The organism is Paraburkholderia sejongensis, from assembly GCF_020880815.1.
Lineage (GTDB): Bacteria > Pseudomonadota > Gammaproteobacteria > Burkholderiales > Burkholderiaceae > Paraburkholderia > Paraburkholderia sejongensis.
The window spans coordinates 43,368-67,745 of record NZ_JAJITD010000021.1 but is presented as its reverse complement, the minus strand read 5'-3'; the positions used below and the strand labels follow the sequence as shown (position 1 = coordinate 67,745).

Below are 24,378 nucleotides of genomic sequence, written 5' to 3'. Positions count from 1 at the left end.
TTAAAAACCGTCGCCGGAGTGACGCCCGGCGAGCTCGCCATTGATTGACACACCTCTCCAGGCGCCAACGTAGCGACCGTCTGTCGAACCGCCACCCCCGGAATCGGTAGCCTGGTACAACAAATGTCAGCTGATGGAACATTTGGCTATATCCCTGCCGCTGAGGCACCCTACTACAGGCAACTCAGCACTCTCGTTGACGTGCCCGCATCAAGTTAGTACAACCGGCCTCCAAGATTCCCAGTGCAGTTCACCTCTTCATAACAAACATTCTCGCCTAAATGTGTGTCCGGATTCATTAGACCACTAAGTCGCCGCGTGTCTGGGATCGCTCGATGTCGGCGAAGCCTTGAACTTTAAAAATTGTCAATTCCACTGGGCACCTTTCAATATAGGGCTGTAGCGCTTCATCCACGGCCATTCTGGCGTTTGTCACAAGCTTTGACGTAGCGCTCGTTTACCTGATTGCAAGAGGCGCGGTTGACGAACAGCCTCCGGGTCTCGATCATGCCGTAGCGGGTAGACAGTGCAGCTACAATGTGCTGCCACTGGGCATAGAATCCACTATCGGCAAGAACATGAGCGGATTGTCGTATGGATTCACGTCGCCCGCTTGCCAGCAAATTCCGCGTCGTCATGAGCCACCCTCCCTCGGTTCACACATATAGTGACGTTAGACGACATGCAGACATTGCAATCGATCAGGACTTACCCACATGGCAGTGAGTCGAGTACGAAGGAATTGGACTGATGGAGGTTGTGAAACGCTGTTCTCCTGAAATCCCGGTTGGCAAATGCTCCGTCTTCTGGGACGCCTGACTATTATGTCGCTTCGGTGTGGTGCTGAAGGGGCCGTGAGCGGGTCAGGACACTGTACCTTCCTTGATGCTCGCCAATAGGAGCAAATTACGCGGTCGCGTTCCACGATAATATTTTAGGAGGGGTTATCGTTGACCCACCGCTGAAGGGGGCTAGCAGCACTTTCGTTTTTGTGCATCGCCAACTACCGGCAAAGGAAACGGGTCGGCTAGCTAAGCCGGAGCGGGCACAGAACGGTTAAGGGTGACTACCCACGGAGATGTGCGCGATCTCCCTATTGCAAGCGAAGCCAGCGCGCCGTCAAAGACAAGACAGGCGTCTCGGTGATGATGTCTATCAAGGACCTCTTTGAGAAGCGTGCTTCGTTAAGCGGAAATATGCCACCTATGTAAACATTGATGCTTCAAACACCGATGCGGGGCAGCTGAGCAATCAATTTTAGTAAGTGACCGGCGAATCGGCGATATGAAGCGATCGCACGTAGCAGAATCAACTGATCCCGGCTCCGACCACTAAATCGGGGCGCCCAACGCCAACTCCTCAACCGGTAATCCATCACGAGATCGTCACGGCGGTTGGTTACCCCTGGGCTGCCATAAGTGGAAGCGGCGGTCAAAGGTGCGGAATGGTTAAATGCAATGCGAGATCCATTCGGACGCTTCGCGATGTGGCGGCGAAAATTAACATGGTTGTTCTGCAATGCTTGACAAACGCGTGATAAACGCCAATTCTAATTTTTGAAACGACGTAAACGGCCTATTCATAATTAAAAGGGATCCGTATATGGCCTCCTCGGAACAGAAAATGTCAAAGATGCAGCTCACCGGGATGGTGGTGGGCGGCATGGTCGGCGCCGGGATCTTCTCCCTGCCGCGTACCTTCGCGAATGCCACCGGGCCCATAGGCGCCATCATTGCGTGGCTGATCGCCGGTACCGGCATGTATATGCTGGCGCGGGTGTTCCAGTCGCTGGCCGAACGAAAACCCGATCTGGACGCCGGCGTGTTCGCGTATGCGAAAGCGGGCTTCGGCGATTATCCGGGCTTTCTTTCCGCTTTCGGCTACTGGATCGGTAGCTGTATCGGCAACGTCTCTTATTGGGTGCTCATCAAGTCGACGCTCGGCGCGTTTTTCCCGGTGTTCGGCGACGGCAACACGTTGGTCGCGATCATCGTCGCATCAATCGGCATCTGGCTGTTCCACTTCATGATCCTGAAGGGCGTCCAACAGGCGGCCTTCATCAACAGTATCGTCACGGTCGCCAAAGTCATTCCGATCGTGGTGTTCATCGTGATCCTGATCTTCGGCTTCAGGATGGACCTGTTCCAGGCCAATCTGTACGGCGGCGGTCTCGAAGGCGGCATCGTCGAACAGGTGCGCGCGACGATGCTGGTCACCGTGTTCGTCTTCATCGGTATCGAAGGGGCGAGCGTCTACTCCCGTTATGCGCGCGAGCGCTCCGATGTCGGCCAGGCCACGATCCTCGGCTTCATCGTCGTCACGACGCTGATGGTGCTGGTGACGATGCTCCCGTACGCGGTGCTCGCGCGTGCCGACGTCGCCGGGATGCGGCAGCCGTCGATGGCCGCGGTTCTCGAATCGGTGGTCGGTCACTGGGGCGCGGTGTTCGTCAGCGTGGGTCTGCTGGTGTCGGTGCTGGGCGCCTATCTCGCGTGGTCGCTGATCTGCGCGGAAGTGCTGTTCACCGCGGCGAAGACCAAAGACATGCCGGCGGTGTTCGCGAAGGAAAATGCCAACAAGGTGCCGGCCAACGCGCTGTGGCTGACCAACATCGTCGTGCAGCTGCTGGTCATCAGCACGTACTTCTCGCGCGACGCGTTCGCGCTGATGCTCAATCTGACCAGCGCGATGTCGCTGATACCGTATCTGTTCGTGGCCGCGTACGGGTTCATGATTTCGAATCGCGGCGAGAGTTACGACGTGCGCCCCGAGGAACGCCGGCGCGATCTGATCATGGCGGCTGTCGCGGTAATTTATACGGTGTTCATGATCTGGGCGGGCGGCCTCAAATTCATTCTGCTGTCCGCGGTGTTGTATGCGCCCGGCACCGCACTTTACGTGTGGGCGCGGCGCGAACAGAACAAGAGCGTCTTCAAGGGCTCGGACTGGATTATCTTTATCGCCGCCGCGATCGGCGCGATCATCGGTGTTTACGGACTTGCGACCGGCAGGATCGCACTCTGAAGGATTCCATTGAACGTAGCTGGCCAATACTGGCATTCAGGAGATCATGATGGCGAATACAGACGCGAAAGCGGGCGGTTTGGGTGTCTACTCCGAAGTCGGACAATTACGCAAGGTGATGGTGTGCGCGCCGGGCATCGCTCATCAGCGCCTGACCCCGAGCAATTGCGACGAGTTGCTGTTCGACGATGTGCTGTGGGTCGAGAACGCCAAGCGCGATCACTTCGATTTCGTCACGAAGATGCGCGACCGCGGCGTCGAAGTGGTCGAGATGCACAATCTGCTCGCGGAAACGGTCGCGGTGCCCGAGGGCAAGAAGTGGATTCTCGACAACCAGGTGGTGCCGAATCAGGTCGGTCTCGGCTTTATCGATGAACTGCGCAGCTATCTGGAAGGGCTCGACAATCGTAAGCTGGCCGAAACGTTGATCGGCGGTCTGTCGATTCACGACTTTCCGGAAGCGCACGGCGGCAAGGCGCTGGAGGTCGCCAAGGAGGCCGCGCAAGGCACCGAATATCTGCTCGCGCCGCTGCCGAACACGCTGTACACGCGCGACACTACCTGCTGGATCTACGGCGGCGTCACGCTGAACCCGCTTTACTGGCCGGCGCGTCACGAAGAGACGATCCTCACCACGGCGATCTACAAGTTCCACCCCGACTTCGCGGGCAAGGTCAACGTGTGGTGGGGCGACCCGACCCAGGATCATGGCCTCGCGACGCTCGAAGGCGGCGACGTGATGCCGATCGGCAAGGGCGTCGTGCTGATCGGCATGAGCGAGCGCACCTCGCGTCAGGCAATCAGCCAGCTGGCTGCCACGCTGTTCCAGAAGGGCGCCGCCGAGCGCGTGATCGTCGCGGCAATGCCGAAGATTCGCGCGGCGATGCACCTCGACACGGTCTTCACGTTCGCGGACCGCGATTGCGTGCTGGTCGCGCCCGACTTCATGGCGAAGACCCGCACGTTCTCGTACCGGCCGAGCAGCCATCCGAGCGGCGTCGAATTGCATGCGGAAAACAAGCCGTTCACCGACGTGGTGGCCGAGGCGCTCGGCCTGAAACAGCTGCGCGTGGTCGAGGCCGGCGGCACCGACTACCAGCGCGAGCGCACGCAGTGGGACAGCGGCGCGAACCTCGTGTGCGCGTCGCCGGGCGTCGTCTATGCATACGACCGCAACACCTACACCAACACGCTGCTGCGCAAGCAGGGTATCGAGGTGATTACGATCGTCGGCGCCGAACTGGGCCGTGGACGTGGCGGCGGCCACTGTATGACCTGCCCGATCATCCGCGATCCGGTCGACTACTGAGCTTTCCGGCTTTGTGCTCGGCTCAACCTGGACTATGCCCGCCCCGGCATTTCGACGATCGATGAGTCACGTGACGCTGCCGACCCGAATCAGACTTCCAGAGGGCTTGATCCCGTCGCGCCAAAAGGAGGAGTTATGCTACATCTCGACATTCCTACGCTCGCTCAGTTGGATGTTTTGTCGCAGGTCCGTGCCGATGCCTGCGTTTCGATCTACCTGTCGACTACACCCTTGTCCCAGCGTGCAGACGCGAGCCGTATCGAACTCGGTAACCTTCTGAAAGAAGCGCTGCTGCAACTGGAGGCCGAGAATTTCCCGAGAAGCGGGCGGATGGCCATCAAGGAAAGCGTCGAGGATCTGACGGAAGATTATGACTTCTGGCGCTTTCAGGCCAACAGCCTCGCGGTGCTGGTAACTCCAGAACAGATCCGGACGTTTCGACTTGCCAACGCGCTGCGGCCTCACGTCGTCGTGTCCCGGCGCTTCCACCTCAAGCCCTTGCTGCGTGCGATCACCTTTCCTCACGTGGCCCTGGTTCTCGCCTTATCGGAAAACAGCGTGCGGCTCATTGAAGTCTCTGCTGAAGGGCATCCTGTCGAGGTGGAGGTACCCGACCTTCCGAAGGACTTCGCAAGCACGGTGGATCTGGAGGCCCTCAATGATCCGTCGCAGGCTGGCCGGCTTCGCGGTCTCGAAGGCAAAAAGACGCTGCTAACGAAATACGCTCGCAAAGTGGATACAGCGGTTCGCGCGCTGCTGGCTGGCACGAATATCCCGGTCTTTCTTGCGAGCGCTGACCCGCTGTCCTCGATCTTCCGTTCGGTTTCCGGCTTGACGTCACTCGTAGCAGATCCGATTGCAGGCAATTCGGATCGAACGTCCGATATAGATCTTGGCGCTGCGGTGCGACCGCTCCTGGACCGTCTTTATGAGCGCCAGCTCGAAGCTATCCGCGCGCGTCTGGAAACGTTCAGGCCGGCGCGTCGCGCAGTCACGGATCTTTCTGATGTGGCGCGCGCGGCTGCGATGGGTGCGATTGACGTGCTGCTGGTGGATATCGATGCAGCGGTGCCAGGCACGTTCGATCAAGCGACGGGGCAGATCATGCTCACGGATGTCCCATCGAAGGATCATTATGGGGTTATCGACGCGATCGCGACGCATGCACTCGCGACGGGGTCACGCGTGATGGCGGTTCGCCAGGCAGATATTCCGGACGGACAGCATGCGGCGGCCATCCTGCGCTACGCTCTTTGAGCTCGAGGCGATCGGGCATTGGGTAAGCCCGAGCGCCATCGTCGTCCCATGGGCACTAGTGCATGAATAGGGGTGACCATAGGGGCTGTGTCGCGATAAGGGGCGTATGGCGCGAGAATTCCAATGTGAGTAGGACTGCTTATATCACGAGCGAATAGAATTGCTCGGCTGCAGTTGGGGTACCGTCGTTGCCCCGCATCTGCCCTTTTCGGATCATATGCATTACTTCGACGCCGGACAGGATGATGCGCGCGCACCGGAAACTCTTGAAACCCATCATCGGCTTGACGATACGTTTGACCGCACGATGGTCTTGCTCGATGATGTTATTCAAGTACTTGTTCTGCCGGACGTTGATCGGCGTCGGTCGGGCTGCGTTGAGCGCTTCGAGCGCGGCCAGATTGGCGCCGCTCTTGTCCACGGTGACAGTCTCGGGCTCACCGTTCCGGGCAATCGCCTTCTCGAAATACCGGCGTGCAGCGGTCTTGTCACGATGGGCGCGCAGCAGGAAATCGACTGTGTTGCCCTCCTTGTCCACGGCGCGGTACAAGTATTTCCATTGGCCTTTGACCTTGATGTAGGTCTTGTCCATCCTCCAGCTCTTGCCCACCGGGCGCTTGTTCGGGCGGAATGCCTTTTCCAGCGACGGCACGAGCTTGATGACCCAGCGGTGCACGCTCGAGTGATCCACCTCGACTCCACGCTCGGCCATCATCTCCTCGAGATTACGCAGGCTCAAGGAGTACGCCACGTACCACCGAACACACAGCAGGATCACATCCAATGGACAGTGCAATCGCTTCAGTACTTTTCCAATGCCCGCCGGCAGCGCTTTGCGTGCCGTCTTCGTTTTTGCCATCGTGCTCTGTCGTACGTTGTGGTTCGACAAATTCTACGCGATCACGTTAGCGCGACAGAACCATAAAAGGCGATGATCAAGACCCGACAATAGACACCGGCCCGTACCGACACTTGTCTGCGGGCGAGGGCTTTGCCTCAGCCATAACGCATACAGATCGATGAATAGCGGCTGCCGTCGCGGCCGGCATGGCGCTGTACGGCGATGTTCGGCGGGAGGGCGAGATGGAAAAGACGACGGAGGTGCTGAAGTCCGTTAATTATGCTACTGGGTGCACTAATTGCGCTAATATCGCCTGTACCGCAGTGCCTCAGAGCGCCGCTGTCGATATTTGCTGATGTTCGAGAGCAAGCGATCCATGTTTTTCGCCTGCGGTGGCATCGACGCAGGAATGTGCTCCAGATCATTGACGTGTTCTTCATACCTTGATATCGGGTTCCGGCCAGTGCTGCTTTCAGCGTGGGGCGGTGACATCTACAGGAATCACCGCCTGGCATCTGAAGCAGTACGGGTAATTGCGCGCGATCGATCATCCAGTCGGATGGGGTCTGGATTCGCACGAGATGGCCGATCTCGACGCGCGCAAGGGTCGCGAAGATTTTGAGTGTGTCCTCCGGCAACGGTGCAAACAAGATCCAACCAGCGTTAGTCAGTGCCGGGAAGCGTCCGGGTTGGCTGATTTCCCATAACTGCGCGATGCTGAGTGCGTAGCGGCTGGCGATGCGGCCCAGCCAACTACCGAATGCTTCTTCGTCAAAGGGCCGATGTGCAACGGGCCACGGGCGCAGGTCAGTGAGCGGCAATCGGTGCCACCTGTTCGAGGTGGTGGAGCGCGATTGACTCATTACCGTCGCGAATCGCCAGTTCGGCCGCGGCATTCAGGATACGAGACACCTCGCCGGTAAGTCCGTCGCTGGCGGCCAGCACGTACCGTACGATCTTCCGTTGCGCGAGATCAGAGGGCCCACATAGCGGCAAGATGCGAGCAAACGCGGACAGAAGTCGGCGAAACGTCTCACTTTCACGCCAGCGAGGCATCTCGAACGGGGTAAATCGGCTAACCATTTGCGTATCGCTTTGCAGGGCGATCACCGCGTCATCTGTGCCAACCAGGACAATGCTGGCGCGAAGATCGTTGGCGAGGAATTTCAGTAAGTTCAGGGCAGCACGCTGTTCGCGGTAGGTGCCAGCGAGGAGATGATGCACCTCGTCGACAATCAGCATGCGTGGGGCCGTGCGTCGCAGCAGATCCCGTGCGAGCCGCTCGAGTACGGCAAGGCTTGCTGCTGCGTGGTGTGGGGCACCGATTTCAAACAGCAAGACTGAATAGAAGCGATGCTGGTCAGGCGTCGGCGGCATTTGCATTGAGATGATTGGGCGCATTTCAACGCCACGTCCTTCGTCGAACTCGTCGGGATGGGCGCGTCGGAACTTGGCAACGATCTGCGTTTTGCCGATGTTGGAATCGCCGTGTAGCAGAAGGCAGGGCATGCGCTCACGTCGTGGCGTCGCGAGTAATCTTTCAAGTTGTTCCAACGCCTGAGTCGCACGTGGGTAATCTATCCATCGGTCACGGAGCAGGGAGTGAATGCGCAATTCATCGTCGAGTTGCGCCTGTGGCCGGATCGCCGGCAGCAAGTGGCCGAGTGGCATGTTTTTCATGTCTCACCTCACCATTGTTCAGCGTCGTAGGCTGGCGCCGGCTTGCTGTAATCGACAGATTCAGCCTGTTGATCAACTGAAGGCGGTTCAGAAACCAGTGTATGAGATATCTTTCGTGATCTCCGGTGGTTCGGATCGGGGCCTTGGCGCTTTGCGTGTCGTGTACTACGCTGGGCCTGGGCGACGAGCCGACGTTGTTCGTCGATTGCACGGAACACCATCGCTTCCGAAATCAATGCGTGCCCTTGGTCGCGTAAATGCAGAACCGCGCAGCGCTGTTCCCACAGCGAGATCGGGGGATGACGCAAGTCCGCAAATCGGGCCTCGATAAAGTCTTTTCCGGATACGCTCACGAAGATGCGAGACAGGTCTTCTGGGTGGTAACGGACCATCACGGTGCGCCGGTCGAGTCGCCAAGCAGCGAAGATCGGATGCCAGTAGCGGAGGTGGAACAGGGTCAGGCCATTGGCCTGAATTGTCCGACGGGCGACCGGGAGGAATTGCAGCAGGAATTGCCATTCGGCTTCCGGCGTGGCGGGCCACCGCGACGTCACGTTCGCGCCCTGCAATGCATCCCACATACTGGAAGGCGTGGCGCCATGCAGGCCGCGATGTGCATTGTTGTGATAGCGCTGCCCGATTTCCAAGGCGAGCCAGCGCCCGAATTCTTGCAACGTCAAGGCAGCCTGTTTTTCCGGCGGACGGGTTTTACGACCCTTTGGCGACGAGCCGGTCGTACCTGGAAGCCCATGGACCCGTTCCATCAACGTCCGATTCAATCGCTCGATGTGGCCGCCAAAATGAGGGCGCCCGACGGGACGGTACATGAGTTCAATGCCATACTCCGAACAGCCGCTACGGAGGGCTCGACTTTTGAACTCAGCGGCATTGTCGAGGTGTAATACGGAGGGCACACCGCGCATGGGCCACTCGAGCTGGACGCCGAGCTTGTCCAGCCATGCCGCTTTGGAAAGCGCCACGCGGGTGAGCAACAGGGCGACGGTCGCCGCGCCAGGGCGATCCATGCCCACATAGAAGCCCATGACACATCGGGTGGCAACGTCGACGGCGAGAGACAGCCACGGTCGACCGATCGGCCGACGGGATATTGCCTCGACCACCAAAATATCCGCCTGGGTGTGATCAACCTGGACTACGTCAAGCGGACGGTGGACGACAAAGTTACCCGGCGCCGATGCGGGGTTGCCCGCCTGCTCGAGACTTTCGGTTTCACGATGGATAGTCCAACGCCGGCCAATTGAGTTACGGCTGGGGGGCGTCACGCCAGCGGCGGCGCATCGGCGTCGGATCTCGAGCACCAGATCGGAAAGGGGATGCGCCAGTAGCGGTTGTCTGGGAAGCCAGGTGGTCAGCACTTCGTCGACAATTGTCTCGGCCCGGGCCCCCAAGCGGCGGCCGCCTGTCTTCGGACCTCGCCCACGGGGTTTGACAGCGCTGGCGACAGGCTTGGCCAGAAAGCGCTGCCGAAGCCTGTAGATCGTGGTCCAGTGCACGTCAAGCAGCTGGGCAGCCTTTAATGCCTGAGCCTTGGTGAGCGGCCCATTCCCGATTGGTCGAAGTATGCAGGCAACCGTGATTTCCCGAGCTTCGCTTCCGTCCGCCTTGCGCATGATGATGTCGATTGCCGATATCGTTCAATCTACGTTAGTGCAATTGACGGGCAAGAAATGGGTATTAGGTGAATTAGCGGGGAGGCCTCATGCGAAATGTTGTGGAAATAGCAACATGTCGCAATGACGGGAATATGTCAATTCTGCCTAAAAATCAATGGGATAAACAGTCCGTCATTAGCAAGGCGGTTGGACATGGTTAGTAAAATTAACAAACTTCAACACTAATTAACAAAATCGTTTGATGTCATACCTTATCTCACAATAATTCATTACGGGTGTCGTATTGCGGTAATATCTTGACGTGTCTATTGCGCGCGGCTCGCAAAGCATATTCTCGAGGCTGGGTAGGCGAAAATAAAACTGCCGTCCCGAGTCGTCGTACGTCATGCTAACGGCATAGTTCAATCCCGCTTCAGCACGCCAAAACCCAAGCCCATCAAGGGAAATTAGTCGCTGCCCGGCAGCCCCGCCGAACCTAGGAAAAAGATTCCTTTGTTATTGGACGAAGACGCTTATTTTAGGCCGGTTCTTCGGTGATACATTCGCTTCCACTTAGTAACCGTTCCGCCGGATATTTTAATTTCCATAAAATTCGAGATTTTCATTATCCGGCTGAATTTTTATTCCCAAGCGAATCACGAAAAGAGGAGTCTGGCGTGCGATTAATCCATCCCATCTTTTTTATTGCGTTAGGTCTGTTCGGCCTATGCACCATCGAATTCGGCGTGGTCGGCATCATGCCGGAATCATCCACCGCTTTAATGTGACCGCGCCGCAGGCTGGCATGCTGACCGGCATTTTCGCGCTCGTCGTGTCGGTCTTCGGACCGTTCCTCGTGTTGCTGCTGTCCGGCTTCAACCGCAAGACGATGCTGCAGATCGCGCTGGCCGTGTTTACGCTGAGCAGTCTCGGTTCGGCCTTCGTCACCAACTTCAACGTGCTGCTCGGCGTGCGGATGATCCCGGCGCTGCTGCATCCGGTCTACTTCTCGCTCGCGTTCGTCTCGGCGATTTCGCTGTATCGCAAGGAAGAGGCGGCCAAGGCGTCGTCGCTGGTGTTCCTCGGCACCACGATCGGCATCGTGCTGGGCGTGCCGATCACGACCTACATCGCCAGCACGTTCTCGTACGAAGCGGCGTTCTACTTCACGGCCGCCGTCAACGCGCTGTCGTTCTTCGGCGTGCTGCTGCTGTTGCCGCAGATGCCCGCCAGCAACAGCGGCAGCTCGGGTCAGCAGATGAACATCCTGAAGAAGCCGACGCTCTGGCTGAACATCGCGTCCACCGGCCTCATCTTCGCCGGCATGTTCGCGGCATACAGCTACGCGGCGGAATACCTGAAGACTGTCGCCGGCATGTCGAACAGCACGATCAGCGCGCTGCTGGTGCTGTTCGGTCTCGGCGGCGTGGCGGGCAACATGCTGGCCGGCAAGTTCATCGGCCGAAACATGATCGCGACCGTGATCGTTCACCCGATCCTGATCGTCGGCGCGCTGCTGCTCGTCATGTCGTTCCAGCAGCACGTCACGCCGATGATCGTGATCATGATCTTCTGGGGCGCCGTGCATACCAGCAGCCTCGTCATCACGCAGATCTGGCTGACTTCGGAAGCGCCGGAAGCGCCCGAATTCGCCACTTCGCTCTTTGCCTCGTTCGCCAATCTCGGCATTGCGGTGGGCGCCGCGGTGGGCGGCAAGTTCATCAACCTCTACGGCCTGCCGGGCATGTTCACCGCCGCGCTGCTGTTCCTCGGCGCCGGGCTCGCGCTGATCCTGATCCGAGTGTGGATGCAAAAGCCGCGCGCCATCGAAGTCAATCAGGCCGCCTGATCGCAAACCGGGAAGGGCCGCCGGCCACTCCGCCTAACCACGAACCCATCATGTCGAACACATTCAAGTCACATCGCAAAACGCCCGCGCGTTTCTCCCGTGCGCTGAAGCTGGGCCGCGCGGCCGTGCTGTCGGTCGCGCTCGGTCTGCCCGCGGCGCTGGTCTCGACCCACGCCGCGGCGGAACCGGTCAAGCCGGATCAGGCGGTCCGCAACGTAGTGCTGGTGCACGGCGCGTTCGTCGACGCGAGCATCTGGAACGAAGTCATCACCATCCTCACAGCCGACGGCTACAACGTCGCCGCGGTTCAACTGCCGCTGACCTCGCTCGCCGACGACGTCCACGCCACCCGTGAAGTGCTGTCGCACATGAACGGCCCGACGCTGCTGGCCGGCTACTCCTGGGGGCGGCGAGCCGGTCAGCGAAGTGGGTGTCGACCCAAAGGTGCGCGGCATGGTGTATTTCGCGGCCATCACGCCGGACGTGGGCCAGTCGCTGCGTGACCTGCTGAAGTCGTATCCGACCATGCCGGGTTCGGCCGCGATCTACGACGGCGAGAACGGCATGCTGTGGATGAAGCCGGATCTCTTCGCGTTCGCGCTGGCGCACGACTCGTCGCGGGCGCGCACCAACGTGATGTCGGTCGCGCAAAAGCCCTCGTCAAAACGCGTAAACGCCCTCGGGCTGCGGAATCACCGCGACGGTGGTTTTATTGCCCATGAACACGTGACTGGAACTGCGATCGATCGCATCCTCGCCAACCTTCACTTCGCTTAGCAGAAAACGCAGCGGATAAGTCTCGCCCTCGAAATCGATGCCAAGGCTGGTGCGCACCATGCTGCCCGCGCCATCGCAACCGATCAGATAGCTGTAGCGCCGCGTAACCACCTGACCGTCGGCCCCGACGATGTAGGCAGTCACGCCTGTCTCGTCCTGCGAGAAGTTTTTCAGCACGGAGTGCCAGCGCGGCGCGAGGCCAAGACGAGTCAGATGATCGACGAGAATGCGTTCCGATTTCGACTGGGGCAACACCAGCATGTACGGATAAGCCGTCTGTCCGGCAATCGAATTGAAGTCGAGCTTGAAAAGCTTGCGCGCGCCGCGATGGAAGGTCATATACCGCGTGGGATGCCCCGCCGCTATGAACTCGCCGTCCAGGCCGAGCATCGACATGAATTCGAGGGTACGGGCGTGCACGCCGAGCGCGCGCGACTCGTTGACCGGACCGGCGCGGGAATCGATCAAATCGAATTCGATGTTTTGCTTCGCGAGAAAAGCCGCGGCCGTGAGGCCGGTCGGACCGGCGCCGACGATCAAAACCCGTTTGGGCGCCGCCTCGCAGGCGTGCTGGTTTTCCGCAAGCAGTTGATGTGTTTTCTTTTATCGTTCACCTGTCCCACTTTCGATGTCCTGCCAAGCAACGTTATTAAAGAATTACGAATACTTTGATTTATGGACTACGCAAAAGCGTAAACATCAAGGCAAACGCCAATACCCGCCTTTCATCGGGTATATTGCGCGACGCGCTCCATGCTTGACAATCCAGCAGCCTCTCCGAATAGAACGGAATTTTTTTCTTTAGTTATTCGTTCAAAAAAGCGACAATACAAAAAGCATGCCATAATGGGAATTATTTCAATAAAAAGTCGGAAAAATGAAACGCGGAAACGCTATGTCGGTGAGTTTATAAATTTAACGGATCCGCCACGGTCCACGTAATGATCGGATATAAAATCCGATCTCTTCACGCTAGGCTCAAGATGTCGTCAACCCATGCTCGCCGCCGAGCAGAGTGCTGGCCGCGAATTCGATGAATGCGCGCAGCTTGACCGAGCGCCACTGGCTGGCCGGCCAGACCAGATGAAAGTCAATGGAGTTTTTCGTTTCTTCCTCGAGCACGGCCTTGAGTTCGCCGCGCCGCAGACATTCGCGCACGAGAAAATCCGGCAGGCAGGCAATGCCCAGACCGTCCACCGCCGCATGGTGCAGCATCTCCACGTGCGAGCAGATCAGCCGGGTGCGCAACTCGACACGCGCCACATCCGGCAGCGGCCACGGCGACAGCTTACCGGTCGTGGTCGCGCGAAAGCGCAAACAATCGTGCTGCTCCAGTTCGGCGACCGTGGCCGGCACGCCGTGCTGCGCAAAATAACCGGGCGTGCCCACCAGCCACATCTGGCAGGTACCGAGATGACGCGACACCAGCCGCGAATCGGTCAGCGCGCCGGTGCGCACCACCACGTCGAATCCTTCCTCGATGATGTCGACCAGACGGTCGCTGAAATCCAGCTCGACCTCCAGCTCCGGATAGTCCTTGATGAAGCGCATCAGCGTCGACTGGAAAGGCCGGCACACCAGCGGCAGGCTCACCTTCAAACGCCCTTGCGGACTCTGCTTTTTTTCCAGCAGACGCCGCGCCCCTTCCTCCATTTCCATGATCGCGCGCTGGCAATGCTCCAGATATTGCAGCCCCTCATCGGTGAGATGAATGGCGCGCGTATTGCGATGAAAAAGCCGAACCCCCAGGCGCTTTTCCAGCTTGGTGATCGATTTGCCGACCGCCGACGCGGAAAGCCCGAGCCGCTTGCCCGCTTCCGTGAAATTCGCGGCCTCGCAGACCTTAACGAAGGTCACGATTCCATTGAAATGTTGCATGAATCATCCCCGAATACGCGGTATGCGAAATGCATTGAAAATGGCGTTTTTTGTTCGGATGGCACTGTCAACTTGCCGAAAGTGAGGCGGCACGACGGCAGGTGTGACGAAAATCAGAAAGCAGCCGACAGATTTTGGGCGATTTCGGTGATTTCGCCCCACACAACGAATCGCGCAGCAAGTTGTTTTCGATAAAGTGAAGCGCGCAGCAGATGCCGATTGAGCGCGAAATGTTGCCGGATCGGCCCAAGGCACGTGAGAAATTTCTGTGTGCGTTTCGGGTCGCGAAAACCTCGCATGCGACGCTCGCGTTCGCGCATCGGTTGATGGCTGTTCCCGGCCCGGTTGTTCAGTCGGGCTGCCGCTTTGACGAACACGTGCTTTACGTTCGCAAGTTCCGGGATCTCAGCTTTTGCCGCCGGGTAACTACGCAACTGATCGGTGACGATCTTGCGCGGCACCCGGGCTCGAACGCAGCACACCTTGAAGAAGCGTTTGGCGGCGGCCTTGTCGCGTCGCTTTTGCAGCAGGATATCGAGTTCGGCACCATGCTCGTCGAGCGCACGCTACAGCAGGTACGGTTCGCCACGAAGCGTGACAAACATCTCGTCGAGGTGCAACGTACTACCCGACTTGCGTCGCACCGCTTTCACTCGACGAGCAAAGCCCTTACTAAACTTGTTACACCAGCATCGGATCATCTCGTATGTCACGATCACACCGCGCTCGAAAAGCAGTTCCTCGATGTCACGTAGGTTCAACTGGAAGCGGAAATACCATCGAACGGCACAGCTGATGACGCTAGCCGGGAAATGGTGACGGTGATAGAGCGATTTCGATTTCTTCATCGCGCCATCTTAGCCGACCAGTCACGCAACCTGACAACGCCCACTAAGCCCTTGCGCCCGGCCTCAGCATCGGATTTGAATAAAGATCTGGATTGACACCAATAGCATTGGGTAAAAGTGTCACTCGAAGCCTCGCGACAGAAGACGTGCGGGTGGCATCAAACACTCGTGCGGACACACGAATTCCTCGACGCAGGATATGTGACACTGCCAAGCGGATATAGACAGGACTAGCAAGAGTGCGTAGCGCTCGTTACGTTTCAAGCATTTGATGTTCGACCGAAAAATATTAATTAAACTATAAGAGTATGGGCGTGGTTGTTGTGTTAAATATTGAAAAATATTTTATTTTATTTATCTCCATTAGCATGCATACGGCATTTTTAATGAGTCAACAATTGGTTTACTATTCATTTTGGATTTTCCTGTTTGAATCCATCGGCTCTCGTCCGTCGTGGTGCCACTCCCGCGGCTCAGACTGGTCATGATGGCGCTGGCGACTTGCCGAATGTGAGACGGCAGAGTAACAGATAGTGCTTTGTCAAGTTGGCACTACGGCCAGTGGAAGTATTTGTATCGCGCAGTCGACAAGGAAGGCAACACGGTCGATTTTCTGTTGCGCGGCCATCGTGACAAGGCTGCGTCGCGGCGCTACTTCGAAAAGTCAATCGACCAAAATGGCGAACCGGAGACGGTGACAATCAACAGGAGCGGTGCGAACTTGTCCGCGCTGGACGCCGCTCAACGCGGAGCGGAAAACACCGATCAGGATTCGCCAGAACAAGTACCTGAGCAATGTTGTCGGGCAAGATCATCGGTCGAACAAGCGACGCACGCGGCCCTTGCCCGTACCGTGCAGTTTTACTCACTGGCAGCATAAACATTCCTACTTATACTGCCGGTCGTTCGCTATCTTGCCGTTACCGCGACAAAAACCCTCTGTATCTTGCGTCTGCCTGCAGTTCATCTGCTTTGTAATCGGCCGCCAGCCGTCCTGCCGAGACCGTCACATACGAGACCGACGCACTGATTTGAGCCGCAGGCGTCGCAGCAAGCGGGGCGCTGGCTGCGACGACCTCGGATTGCGCTGCCGGAGAACTCGCTGGGCTTTTTCCACAATCTGAAAGGGAGCCAGCGATCAATATTCCAGCGTGCCGTGCAAAAGCGCCCGCTTACCGGAAAGACTTCGGACTACGCGTGCCGTTCGTATCATCGGCGTGCCGCCTTTCGCACCACATGCCGGCTCCGATTGTCAACAGCAATGCAATGTCGCGAGCTGGCAGCTGATCCCATCTCCCTGCTAGGTAGCCCATCAATCCCTCGCAAGCATCAGCCAATGACAGATCAGTGTGCCCTTCGGCATTCATGTGCACGAATAGGGCGATCACCTCGGCTGTATTCACAGCGGCTTTCGCTCGTGGGACAATGTTGATTCCACTCCGCACATAGCGGCCAGATAGGCATTGTGCTCAAGAATCGACCCGCGAATCAGAAATACATCTAATATTAGCCAGGCGACTATCGGGATAAGTAAAAGTGGCCCCTCTCCAATAAGCGCGGACACCACCCCCGAGAAACTGAGGAGCAGTTGGGCGACGCCTAGTTGTGTGTCACCCAGATAGAATCGATGCGCGCCCAGCCCTCCAAAAAGCAGCCACAGTATATACGCTATCCCAGCACTTTTCTTGTGCTCGTCGTACGTCAACACGTGTCGCTGGTTGTCACCCATTTAACCATCCTTTGAATTTACTCTTCGCTCAAGTGTGACGGTGAGCACCTTCTTCTCAGATCTTTGGTCAATTATGAGTCTAGTCACAAAAATATGTCTTTTAAGTTTTGTTAAAAATTCGACATATCGATAAATCTGTTGATTAGATAAGTCCATTTCTAGGATCCCGCTTATGTTTTACAGTTTTGAATGCGACGTCCAACCAGAAGCTAAAGCGTTTTACCGATCAAGTTTCAATAACATGAAACGATGCCTCGGCTACGACGGGCACGAATTGAAAACTGCACTGCGCGGGGCGTCATCGGTCGACGCAATCATCCGGGATACTATTGACGATCGCAACGCCCGGTATTGTCTCCTTCGTCTTTGCGTACCAGATGGCCATCTCCATGGTTTGGAGAGCGGCTGCCGTCGACGTGCGAGTAATGGGCCACACCCCTATGTCGCACGCTGCAAGTGGTACCAGGGGAGTTGTCAGGTTGCGTGACTCGTCAGACAAGATGGCGCGATGAAGAAATCGAAATCGATCTATCACGGTTACCGTTTCCTGGCTAGCGTCATCGGCTGCGCTGTTCGATGGAATTTCCGCTTTCAGTTGATCCCGCGCGACGTCAGCAGCTGCTTTTCGAGCGCGGTGTGATCGTGACATACGAGACGATCCGAAGCTGGTGTAACAAGTTTGGAATGGCTTTGCTCATCGGGTGAAAGCGGTGCGACGCAAGCCGGATAGTACGTGGCACCTCGACGAAATGTTCGTCACGCTTCGTGGCGAACCGTACCGGCTGTGGCGTGCGGTCGACGAGCATCGTGCCGAACTCGAATCCTGCTGCAAAAGCGGCGCGACAAGGCTGGCGCTGAACGCTTCTTCAAGCGTGTGCTGCGTCCGAGCCCGGTGACGCGCAAGATCGTCACCGATCAGTTGCGTAGCTACCCGGCGGCAAAAGCTAAGATCCCGGAACTTGCGAGCGTAAAGCACGTGTTCGTCAAAGCGGCAGCCCGACTGAACAACTGGGCCGGGAGCAGCCATCAACCGATGCGCGAACGCGAGCGCGCATGCGAGGCTTTCGTGACCCGAAACGCACGAGGAATATCTGTCGTGCCTCGGGTCGATCCGGCGACATCTCGCGCCAAGGCGGCATCTGCTGCGCGATTCATTGTATGAGACGACATTACCGAAGTCGCCCAGATCCGTCGACTGCCTTCTGATCCTTCGGCACACCTGCCGCCGTGCCGCCTCACCTTTGGAAAGTTGACAGTGCCTTGTGAAGGTCCAGCGCTCCCATGCGGGCCTTGGTGAAAGATATGGTGCAAGGACCGATGCCTGTCCCCCGCACGACCTGCAGGAGAAGGGCGTCTTTGAATCGGGCGTCAAATACGTCAAGAAGTCCTTCATGCCGCTGCGCGCGTTCCATGATCTGCCGGATGCCAATCGGCAACTGCGCGAATGGATCATGCAGGAAGCGAGCGCTCGTGAACACGGCACGACACGCGAACAGCCGCTGACGCGCTTCGCCATCGAGAAGCCGCTGTTGACGGCGTTGCCCGATGTGCCGCCGGCGCTCGCAGCGTGGCACCGTTCATCGTGTCGCTCACACCCCGCATCACAAGGCGCTCTACTCAGTGCCGTTCGCTCTTGTCGGCAAGATACTTTGGGTGAAGGCGACCGACACGGTCTTGCAGTTGTTCCATCAGCATGAGCTCGTCGCTACGCACCCCCGGCTGAGTAAGCCTGGTGCTCGCTCGACCGTCCGCGACCATCAGCCGCTGGCAGCGCAGGCGTGGCTCGAACACGAGCCTCAATGATGTCTGGCACAGCCTAGGGAGGTCGGGCAGTTCTGCCATGCGCTCAGTCTGGCGCTGATCAACGACGAGGTGCTCGTGAACCTGCGTGGCGCGCAGGGCATCGTCTGGCTTCACGGGAAGGTGAGTGACGCCCTGCTGGAAGCCGGATGCGAACGGGCGCTGGCGCATGCAAGCCCTAGGTGGCGAACCGTCAAGACGATTCCGGACAAAGGTCTGGAGAGCGAGCCCATCGCAGAGCCCCCGCAAACGCTCACCGATACCTACGTGAATGGCGGCCGCTTCGGCCGCAATCTACAACCCCTGCTGATCCACTAAACGCCCATGAGTCCCAGTCCAGAACTGAACAAGACCCTCAAGCAGTTGCGCCTGTCTGGCGTGCTCAATTCGCTTGAGCAGCGCAACCGGCAGGCCATTGACGGCCAGCTCGCCTACACGGAATTCCTCGCGATGCTGCTGCACGACGAAGTCGCCCGGCGCGACTGGAAGAGGCCGCGCACCCGCCAAGCCGGTGCTGGCTTTGCAATGGGCAGGACCCTCGAAACGTTCGACTTCGACCGGCTGCCGAACCTGAATCGAACGCATATCCACGACCTTGCTACCGGTCGCTATATCGAAGAGAAGGTCGCGATTCTGATTGCCGGACCGACCGGTACCGGCGAGTCGCAGTTAGCCCAGGCACCCGGCAATTGCGCCGCCCGGCAGGGGCGAGATGTCCTGTTCGCCACACAGACCCGGCTGCTAAACAGCCTGCAGGCAGCGCGCGACCGGCACCTATGAACGCAAGCTGAAGCAGCTTGTGGGCGTACCGGTCCTGATCGTCGACGACTTCGCGCTCAAGTCGCTGCGCTTACCGCAAGATGAAGACTTCGACGACCTGGTCGCGCAAACATACGAGACCGCGGCGACGATCCTGAACAGTAACCTCGACTTCAGCGAATGGGGCGATGCTTTTGCCGGCAACTGTATCCTCGGCGCCGCGACACTCGATCGCCTGCGGCACGGCGCCTATTGCATCGTGCTTGATGGTGACAGTTTCTGGGCGCCCAGACCAATGCCCGAACCCGACCAGAGGCGGCTTGCGAAGTCGGATAAAAACGCATCCTTGAGTCCGTTCGAATCCGCGTTTTGCTCCACTTCAAACTGGCACCATTACGGCGATCATCCCCGTTGTCGTTACGCCGATCCGTGACAACTGTAGCCTGATGCGTTCGCCGATTGTGCTGTTCCTGTACATTCGGACGAAGTTATCCAGGTTGGGTGCGGGGTGCCACGTCAAACAGCTGGACGCAGCCATGCAGGGCGACCGCTTCTTTCTTCGCGTGATCGGGTGAGGCCATCGCATGGCGATGGCGGACCTTCTCCACGAGCTTATTTGACAATTTTCTTCTGGACACGCAGCCAAGCCGAGAAAAATAATAAGGCTAGCTGGCGGTAGTGGTTCCCGAAAGACGATCTGGGCGAGTTCTGCAGGAGGTGTTGGCGACTGCCTCATCGGGGAGACATTGCAGTTTGCACGTCATGCCCTTCAGCGCATTGGTCACTTGCAGAATACTGCGCTTCTGATAACGATCGCGGGTCGATAGCAATATGAGTACAACACCGAGACGAAGATTCATTTCGCTGTCACTGGCCGCGTGCGCCGCCGGCATCATCGCTTACCGGGTCCACAGACGCCACAAACCGGGACACATTGGCTACGGCAAGTCACCGCGCCAGCGGCTGAACGTATATACGCCCCAGTCCCGCACTGGCACAACCCACCCGGTCGTTGTGTATTTCTACGGCGGCGCCTGGCAAGGCGGTGCTCTCGCAGACGCTCGCCCAGTTGCACAGGCGCTCGCCGCACACGGCATAGTAACTATCACTCCGGACTACCGTGTCTATCCGCAAACCGTCTTCCCGGCTTTTCTGGAAGACCCTGCGGCGGCTGTGCGCTGGACGCGCGATCATGTGCACGAGTTCGGCGGCAACCATGACCGCATTTTCGTGATGGGACATTCATCCGGTGCGCATATGGCAGCGATGCTTGCAACCGACCCGCAATATCTGGCCGGGCAGGGCATGTCAAACACTTCTCTATCCGGCATGATTGGACTCGCAGGTCCGTATGCCGCAATCCCCACGCACGACCCTCACATGGACGAGATCTTTCCGGCCGCCTTACGCCAGCAGGCGCTGCCCATTGCGCTCGTCACGGGCAACGAGCCACCGATACTGCTTGCCGCCGGCACAGCAGATACCGACGTCGATCCAGCCAACAGTGATCGCTTCGCAGACGCGCTGCGCGCCCATGGCGATACCGTCGAACTCAAAAAATACCCGGGTTACGGCCACGATACAATCATCAAATCATTTTCAGCAGCGCCGAACGCAGTTTCACCGGTTCTGGCCGACGTCACCGCTTTCATCGCTGAGCATCAAAGATGCGATTTGACCACCAGCGCAGACAAGCCACATCTGTCATCCAGTTGAAGCGCCCTGCTTTAAAGGCTTCTGTCGCGCTAAGGCGATCGCGTAAAATAAGTGGAACGGCAACGCACGACGAAAAATGATGGCAAAGACGAAGACGCTCCCCGCTGGCGCCGGCAAGGACTGAAGCGGTTGCATTACCCACTGGACGTGATCGTGCAAGGTGTTCGGTGGTACGTGGCTTACTCGTTGAGCCTGCGTAACCTCGAGGAGATGATGGCGGAGTGTGGAGTTTTAGTCGCCCATTCAACCGTACATCGCTGGGCCATCAAAGTGTTGCCGGTTCTGGAGAAGGCCTTTTTCCGCAAAAAGCGAGCCGTCGGTCGGAGCTGGCGAATGGATGAAACGTCTATCAAGGTCCGAGGCCAGTGGAAGTATTTGTATCGCGCAGTCGACAAGGAAGGCAACACGGTCGATTTTCTGTTGCGCGGCCATCGTGACAAGGCTGCGTCGCGGCGCTATTTCGAAAGTCAATCGACCGCGAACCGGAGACGGTGACAATCAACAGGAGCGGTGCGAACTTGTCCGCGCTGGACGCCCTCAACGCGGAGCGGGAAACACCGATCAGGATTCGCCAGAACAAGTACCTGAGCAATGTTGTCGGGCAAGATCATCGGTCGAACAAGCGACGCACGCGGCCCCTGCCCGGCTTCAAGAATCTTCGTTGTGCCCGCATTCTGTTGAGCGGCATCGATCTCATGCGCATGATCGCCAAGGGCCAAATGGAAGGCAGGCGCATCGGATACACTCGTACCGAGCAGTTTCCTCACTGGCAGCCTAAATATTCCTACTTATACTGCCGGTCATTCGCCGTCTTGCCGTTACCCCGACAAAAACCCGCAAGACAAGGTCATGAGAATTGCAATAGCCCAAGCGAGCATTATGAAAAAACTATTCCGGACTGCTTCAGTGACTGTTGGTATCTGCCTGGCTGCGTGTGGAGGCGGTGGTGGTAGTGGCGGTAACTCCCACCCATCGACGATTGACAATCCGGACGGCCCATCGTCAGAGAACAATCCCAGTAGCGCATCGACCAATGCGCCAACAGGCGCGTCGGTCTCGGCAGGTACGCCAGCTCCGACGAGCACACCGTCTTCTACAGGCGGCTCCACGATCCCCGATGCGACGGTGTTTCCCGCCACTGGCGGCAGCGACCAGGCCGACTCGCTTCAACGGGCATTCGACGGATTGCAGACGGGACAGCGTTTGGTGTTTGCGCCGGGACAGTACGTCGTCACTCATTCGCTTGCTGTGAAAAACCCGCAAGTTGTGATCTCGGGATACGGTGCAACGCTAATCGCAACCACCGTAAACGATCAGACAATTGTGATGAGCGGCAGCAACTCGACTCTTGCAGGTCTCACTTTGATTGGAGCCGGATCAACGCGGCTCGCGACACCGAGTTCGACAAAGGTGGAGGTAACCGGCACCGGCGTTCAGGTACTTGATATCACAATCCGCGGCGGGGCCAGTGCGGGCATCTTCGTGTTTGGCGGCAACGATATTGCGATCGTGGGGAACCGGGTTCAGGACACGCTCGCCGACGGTATCCATACCACTTATGGTTCGCGCAACGTGCTCGTGCAGGGCAACACCGTCTCGGGTACGGGTGACGACATGATTTCCGTCGTGAGCTATCAGGGCGACGGGGCACTGAGTAGCAATATCCTGATTGCGGGTAATACGCTGTCGGGTAACTACTGGGGGCGAGGCATCTCGGTGGTCGGCGGCTCGGATGTGACGATCACCGGCAATACCGTGCAAGGTGTGCAGAAGGCCGCTGGTGTACTGATATCCCAGGAGGACAGCTGGCAAACTTACAACGCTACGAATGCCGTCATTACGAATAACCTGATTTCGGACATACAGAACTCGACGAGCGCGAATAACGGTCGTCTTCCGACGCAACAAGCTGCCATCGAGCTCGATACTGGAGCAGGCGCGGTGACGTTCGTATCCGTCACGAACAACCAGGTCTCCCGCTCGGCCTACGCCGGTTTCCGCGCGTTGGGCAACGTGTGTCAGCTTCTCGTTTCCGGCAATGTATTCGCGTCGATAGCAGGTACCCTGACCTCTCTGCTATCGAGCGGCTGTCCGGCGAGTCAGAGCGTGATCAGTTCGAACATGCTGGACGGCAAAGCGCTGCTGGGTCCGGTAGGCAGCTCGGCAACCGGCGCGCCTAACGTCACGGGTGCGAATACGACTTTTCTGCCGCAGATCAGAAACTACCTTAGGCAGACAGTGAATTGACGATGTTTGAGAACCCATGTGGCGTGTTACGCTGGCTCGGATTCGCAGCTAACGTGCCACATTGGCACTGAATGGAAGACCGCTTTGAGCAACGGGCGCGGCATCTCCGTCGATCGAGCGCAAAGAGGAATCAACCCGGGTCATCCACTATTCATTACTGTAGCTATGCTGATGTTGTGTAAGCGCGCGATCAGTACCGTCTTTCCCGCGAGGAATGGTTACGACAATCTGATTCCCATCACAATTTGATGGGAATCAGACTAATGGAACCGAAGGCCAAAGGCCGGCAACCCGGATCAAGGAATTACACGCAGGAGTTTCGAGAGAGCGTGGCGGCCGAGGCGAACGACCCGAATCGCTCAATCGCTGAAGTTGCTCGATCTCATGGGCTGAACGCCAATATGGTTGCGCAGTGGCGCCGGCGAAGTCTCGAGGCTCGCCAGGCTAGAGCTGACGAACCGATGTCCTGTGCGGAACTGCTACCTGTCACCGTGGTGGACGCGCCGATGCTCTCCACGCAACACGCCACGTCGCACGCAATGGCGGAGGAAATGAGGGAGATGGCGCCGACGAACTGCGACATCGAAATCGAAGTGGGTAAACGACGCGTGCGCATCCGTGGATTGTCGGTGGACCGCGCCGAGCAATTTCTTCGGGATTGCTTGAAGTGATCGGCCTACCTCAGAACGCTCGAATCTGGATCGCGGCCGGCACGACGGACATGTGCTGCGGCTTCAACTCGCTCGCGGCGAAGGTGCAGACCGTGCTGGAGAAGGATCCGTTCTCCGGTCATGTGTTCGTGTTCCGCGGCAAGCGTGGTGACTTGCTGAAGTGTTTGTACTGGAGCGACGGCGGGCTATGTCTGCTGGCGAAGCGGCTCGAGAAGGGACGTTTCGCCTGGCCGCGTGCCGATGCCGGCGTGGTCGCGCTGACGACCGCCCAACTCTCGCTCCTGCTCGAGGGATTCGATTGGCGGCAGCCGATCGACGCCGCGCGCCCGCGCAGCGCGTTGTAAACGTTCATTACGCGTGGGGGGCTCGAGGGTCGCGCC

The 24,378-nt window shown here is 58.1% G+C and carries 19 protein-coding genes and 5 pseudogenes; 15 read left to right on the top strand and 9 right to left on the bottom strand.

The features are described from left to right. Nucleotides 1–407: 407 nt before the first annotated feature. Nucleotides 408–638, bottom strand: a complete 231-nt coding sequence (locus LJ656_RS30115) for a hypothetical protein (RefSeq protein WP_230513122.1) — start codon at nt 636–638, stop codon at nt 408–410. Nucleotides 639–1,602: 964 nt separating this feature from the next. Between LJ656_RS30115 and LJ656_RS30110 the strand changes: the two genes are divergently transcribed. The 3 genes from LJ656_RS30110 to LJ656_RS30100 all read left to right on the top strand — a co-directional run bounded on the left by LJ656_RS30110 (nt 1,603) and on the right by LJ656_RS30100 (nt 5,590). Further along, a complete protein-coding gene (locus LJ656_RS30110) occupies nt 1,603–3,024 on the top strand; it encodes a basic amino acid/polyamine antiporter (protein ID WP_230513121.1) in 1,422 nt (473 codons plus the stop codon). A 46-nt stretch (nt 3,025–3,070) separates the two neighbouring features. Continuing rightward, nucleotides 3,071–4,333: an arginine deiminase gene (arcA, locus tag LJ656_RS30105; RefSeq protein WP_425605997.1), complete on the top strand. Its 1,263-nt coding sequence runs from the start codon at nt 3,071–3,073 to the stop codon at nt 4,331–4,333. 135 nt (nt 4,334–4,468) lie between these two features. After that, the gene (locus tag LJ656_RS30100; protein WP_230513120.1) at nt 4,469–5,590 is read left to right on the top strand and encodes a baeRF11 domain-containing protein; all 1,122 of its coding nucleotides are present in this window, start codon (nt 4,469–4,471) and stop codon (nt 5,588–5,590) included. A 139-nt stretch (nt 5,591–5,729) separates the two neighbouring features. On the opposite strand, the gene LJ656_RS30095 is transcribed toward LJ656_RS30100, so the two are convergent. The 4 genes from LJ656_RS30095 to LJ656_RS30080 all read right to left on the bottom strand — a co-directional run bounded on the left by LJ656_RS30095 (nt 5,730) and on the right by LJ656_RS30080 (nt 9,742). Continuing rightward, a complete protein-coding gene (locus tag LJ656_RS30095; protein ID WP_230513119.1) occupies nt 5,730–6,449 on the bottom strand; it encodes an IS6 family transposase in 720 nt (239 codons plus the stop codon). A 137-nt stretch (nt 6,450–6,586) separates the two neighbouring features. Beyond that, a complete protein-coding gene (locus LJ656_RS30090; protein WP_230513118.1) occupies nt 6,587–7,252 on the bottom strand; it encodes a hypothetical protein in 666 nt (221 codons plus the stop codon). Then, nucleotides 7,239–8,111, bottom strand: a complete 873-nt coding sequence (locus LJ656_RS30085; RefSeq protein WP_230513117.1) for a TniB family NTP-binding protein — start codon at nt 8,109–8,111, stop codon at nt 7,239–7,241. The genes LJ656_RS30090 and LJ656_RS30085 overlap by 14 nt, the downstream gene beginning before the upstream one ends. An 8-nt stretch (nt 8,112–8,119) precedes the next feature. Continuing rightward, a complete protein-coding gene (locus LJ656_RS30080; protein WP_230513116.1) occupies nt 8,120–9,742 on the bottom strand; it encodes a Mu transposase C-terminal domain-containing protein in 1,623 nt (540 codons plus the stop codon). Between the two features lie 787 nt (nt 9,743–10,529). Here LJ656_RS30080 and LJ656_RS30075 point away from each other — a divergent pair. Both LJ656_RS30075 and LJ656_RS30070 read left to right on the top strand, forming a co-directional pair. Continuing rightward, nucleotides 10,530–11,573, top strand: coding sequence for an MFS transporter (locus LJ656_RS30075; RefSeq protein ID WP_230513115.1), 1,044 nt, complete (start codon nt 10,530–10,532; stop codon nt 11,571–11,573). A gap of 50 nt (nt 11,574–11,623) precedes the next feature. Then, nucleotides 11,624–12,076, top strand: coding sequence for an alpha/beta fold hydrolase (locus tag LJ656_RS30070; protein ID WP_230513114.1), 453 nt, complete (start codon nt 11,624–11,626; stop codon nt 12,074–12,076). A gap of 157 nt (nt 12,077–12,233) precedes the next feature. Here the strand turns inward: LJ656_RS30070 and LJ656_RS30065 are convergent, their stop codons facing one another. The 3 genes and pseudogenes from LJ656_RS30065 to LJ656_RS30055 form a co-directional block, all read right to left on the bottom strand. Further along, nucleotides 12,234–12,890 carry an FAD-dependent monooxygenase gene (locus LJ656_RS30065; protein ID WP_230513113.1) on the bottom strand — a complete coding sequence of 219 codons (657 nt, stop codon included), beginning with the start codon at nt 12,888–12,890 and terminating at the stop codon, nt 12,234–12,236. Between the two features lie 438 nt (nt 12,891–13,328). Further along, on the bottom strand, nt 13,329–14,228 hold the full coding sequence (locus LJ656_RS30060) for a LysR family transcriptional regulator (RefSeq protein ID WP_230513112.1): 900 nt from the start codon (nt 14,226–14,228) through the stop codon (nt 13,329–13,331). A gap of 113 nt (nt 14,229–14,341) precedes the next feature. Then, nucleotides 14,342–15,076: pseudogene (locus tag LJ656_RS30055) on the bottom strand (IS6 family transposase). Nucleotides 15,077–15,632: 556 nt separating this feature from the next. Between LJ656_RS30055 and LJ656_RS30050 the strand changes: the two are divergent. Then, nucleotides 15,633–15,921 (top strand): annotated as a pseudogene (locus LJ656_RS30050) (DDE-type integrase/transposase/recombinase); the annotation flags it as partial. A gap of 554 nt (nt 15,922–16,475) precedes the next feature. Here LJ656_RS30050 and LJ656_RS30045 read toward each other — a convergent pair. Next, nucleotides 16,476–16,805, bottom strand: coding sequence for a TM2 domain-containing protein (locus LJ656_RS30045; protein ID WP_230513111.1), 330 nt, complete (start codon nt 16,803–16,805; stop codon nt 16,476–16,478). A 508-nt stretch (nt 16,806–17,313) separates the two neighbouring features. Here LJ656_RS30045 and LJ656_RS30040 point away from each other — a divergent pair. The 9 genes and pseudogenes from LJ656_RS30040 to tnpB all read left to right on the top strand — a co-directional run. Beyond that, nucleotides 17,314–17,977 (top strand): annotated as a pseudogene (locus tag LJ656_RS30040) (IS6 family transposase); the annotation flags it as partial. A 373-nt stretch (nt 17,978–18,350) separates the two neighbouring features. Beyond that, entirely contained in the window at nt 18,351–18,608 is a 258-nt protein-coding gene (locus LJ656_RS35155; RefSeq protein WP_425606039.1) for a Mu transposase domain-containing protein, read from the top strand. A gap of 75 nt (nt 18,609–18,683) precedes the next feature. Next, nucleotides 18,684–18,923, top strand: coding sequence for a hypothetical protein (locus tag LJ656_RS30030; RefSeq protein WP_230513109.1), 240 nt, complete (start codon nt 18,684–18,686; stop codon nt 18,921–18,923). 6 nt (nt 18,924–18,929) lie between these two features. Then, nucleotides 18,930–19,701 (top strand): annotated as a pseudogene (gene istB, locus LJ656_RS30025) (IS21-like element helper ATPase IstB); the annotation flags it as partial. A gap of 494 nt (nt 19,702–20,195) precedes the next feature. Next, nucleotides 20,196–21,080 (top strand): alpha/beta hydrolase, encoded by an 885-nt coding sequence (locus LJ656_RS30020; RefSeq protein WP_230513108.1) that lies wholly within the window; start codon nt 20,196–20,198, stop codon nt 21,078–21,080. Nucleotides 21,081–21,200: 120 nt separating this feature from the next. After that, nucleotides 21,201–21,841: pseudogene (locus LJ656_RS30015) on the top strand (IS6 family transposase); the annotation flags it as partial. 118 nt (nt 21,842–21,959) lie between these two features. Beyond that, on the top strand, nt 21,960–23,327 hold the full coding sequence (locus LJ656_RS30010; protein WP_230513107.1) for a right-handed parallel beta-helix repeat-containing protein: 1,368 nt from the start codon (nt 21,960–21,962) through the stop codon (nt 23,325–23,327). Between the two features lie 263 nt (nt 23,328–23,590). Beyond that, nucleotides 23,591–23,998 (top strand): IS66-like element accessory protein TnpA, encoded by a 408-nt coding sequence (gene tnpA / locus LJ656_RS30005; protein WP_124522380.1) that lies wholly within the window; start codon nt 23,591–23,593, stop codon nt 23,996–23,998. Further along, nucleotides 23,995–24,342 (top strand): IS66 family insertion sequence element accessory protein TnpB, encoded by a 348-nt coding sequence (gene tnpB / locus LJ656_RS30000; protein ID WP_230513172.1) that lies wholly within the window; start codon nt 23,995–23,997, stop codon nt 24,340–24,342. The genes tnpA and tnpB overlap by 4 nt, the downstream gene beginning before the upstream one ends. Nucleotides 24,343–24,378: the final 36 nt, after the last annotated feature.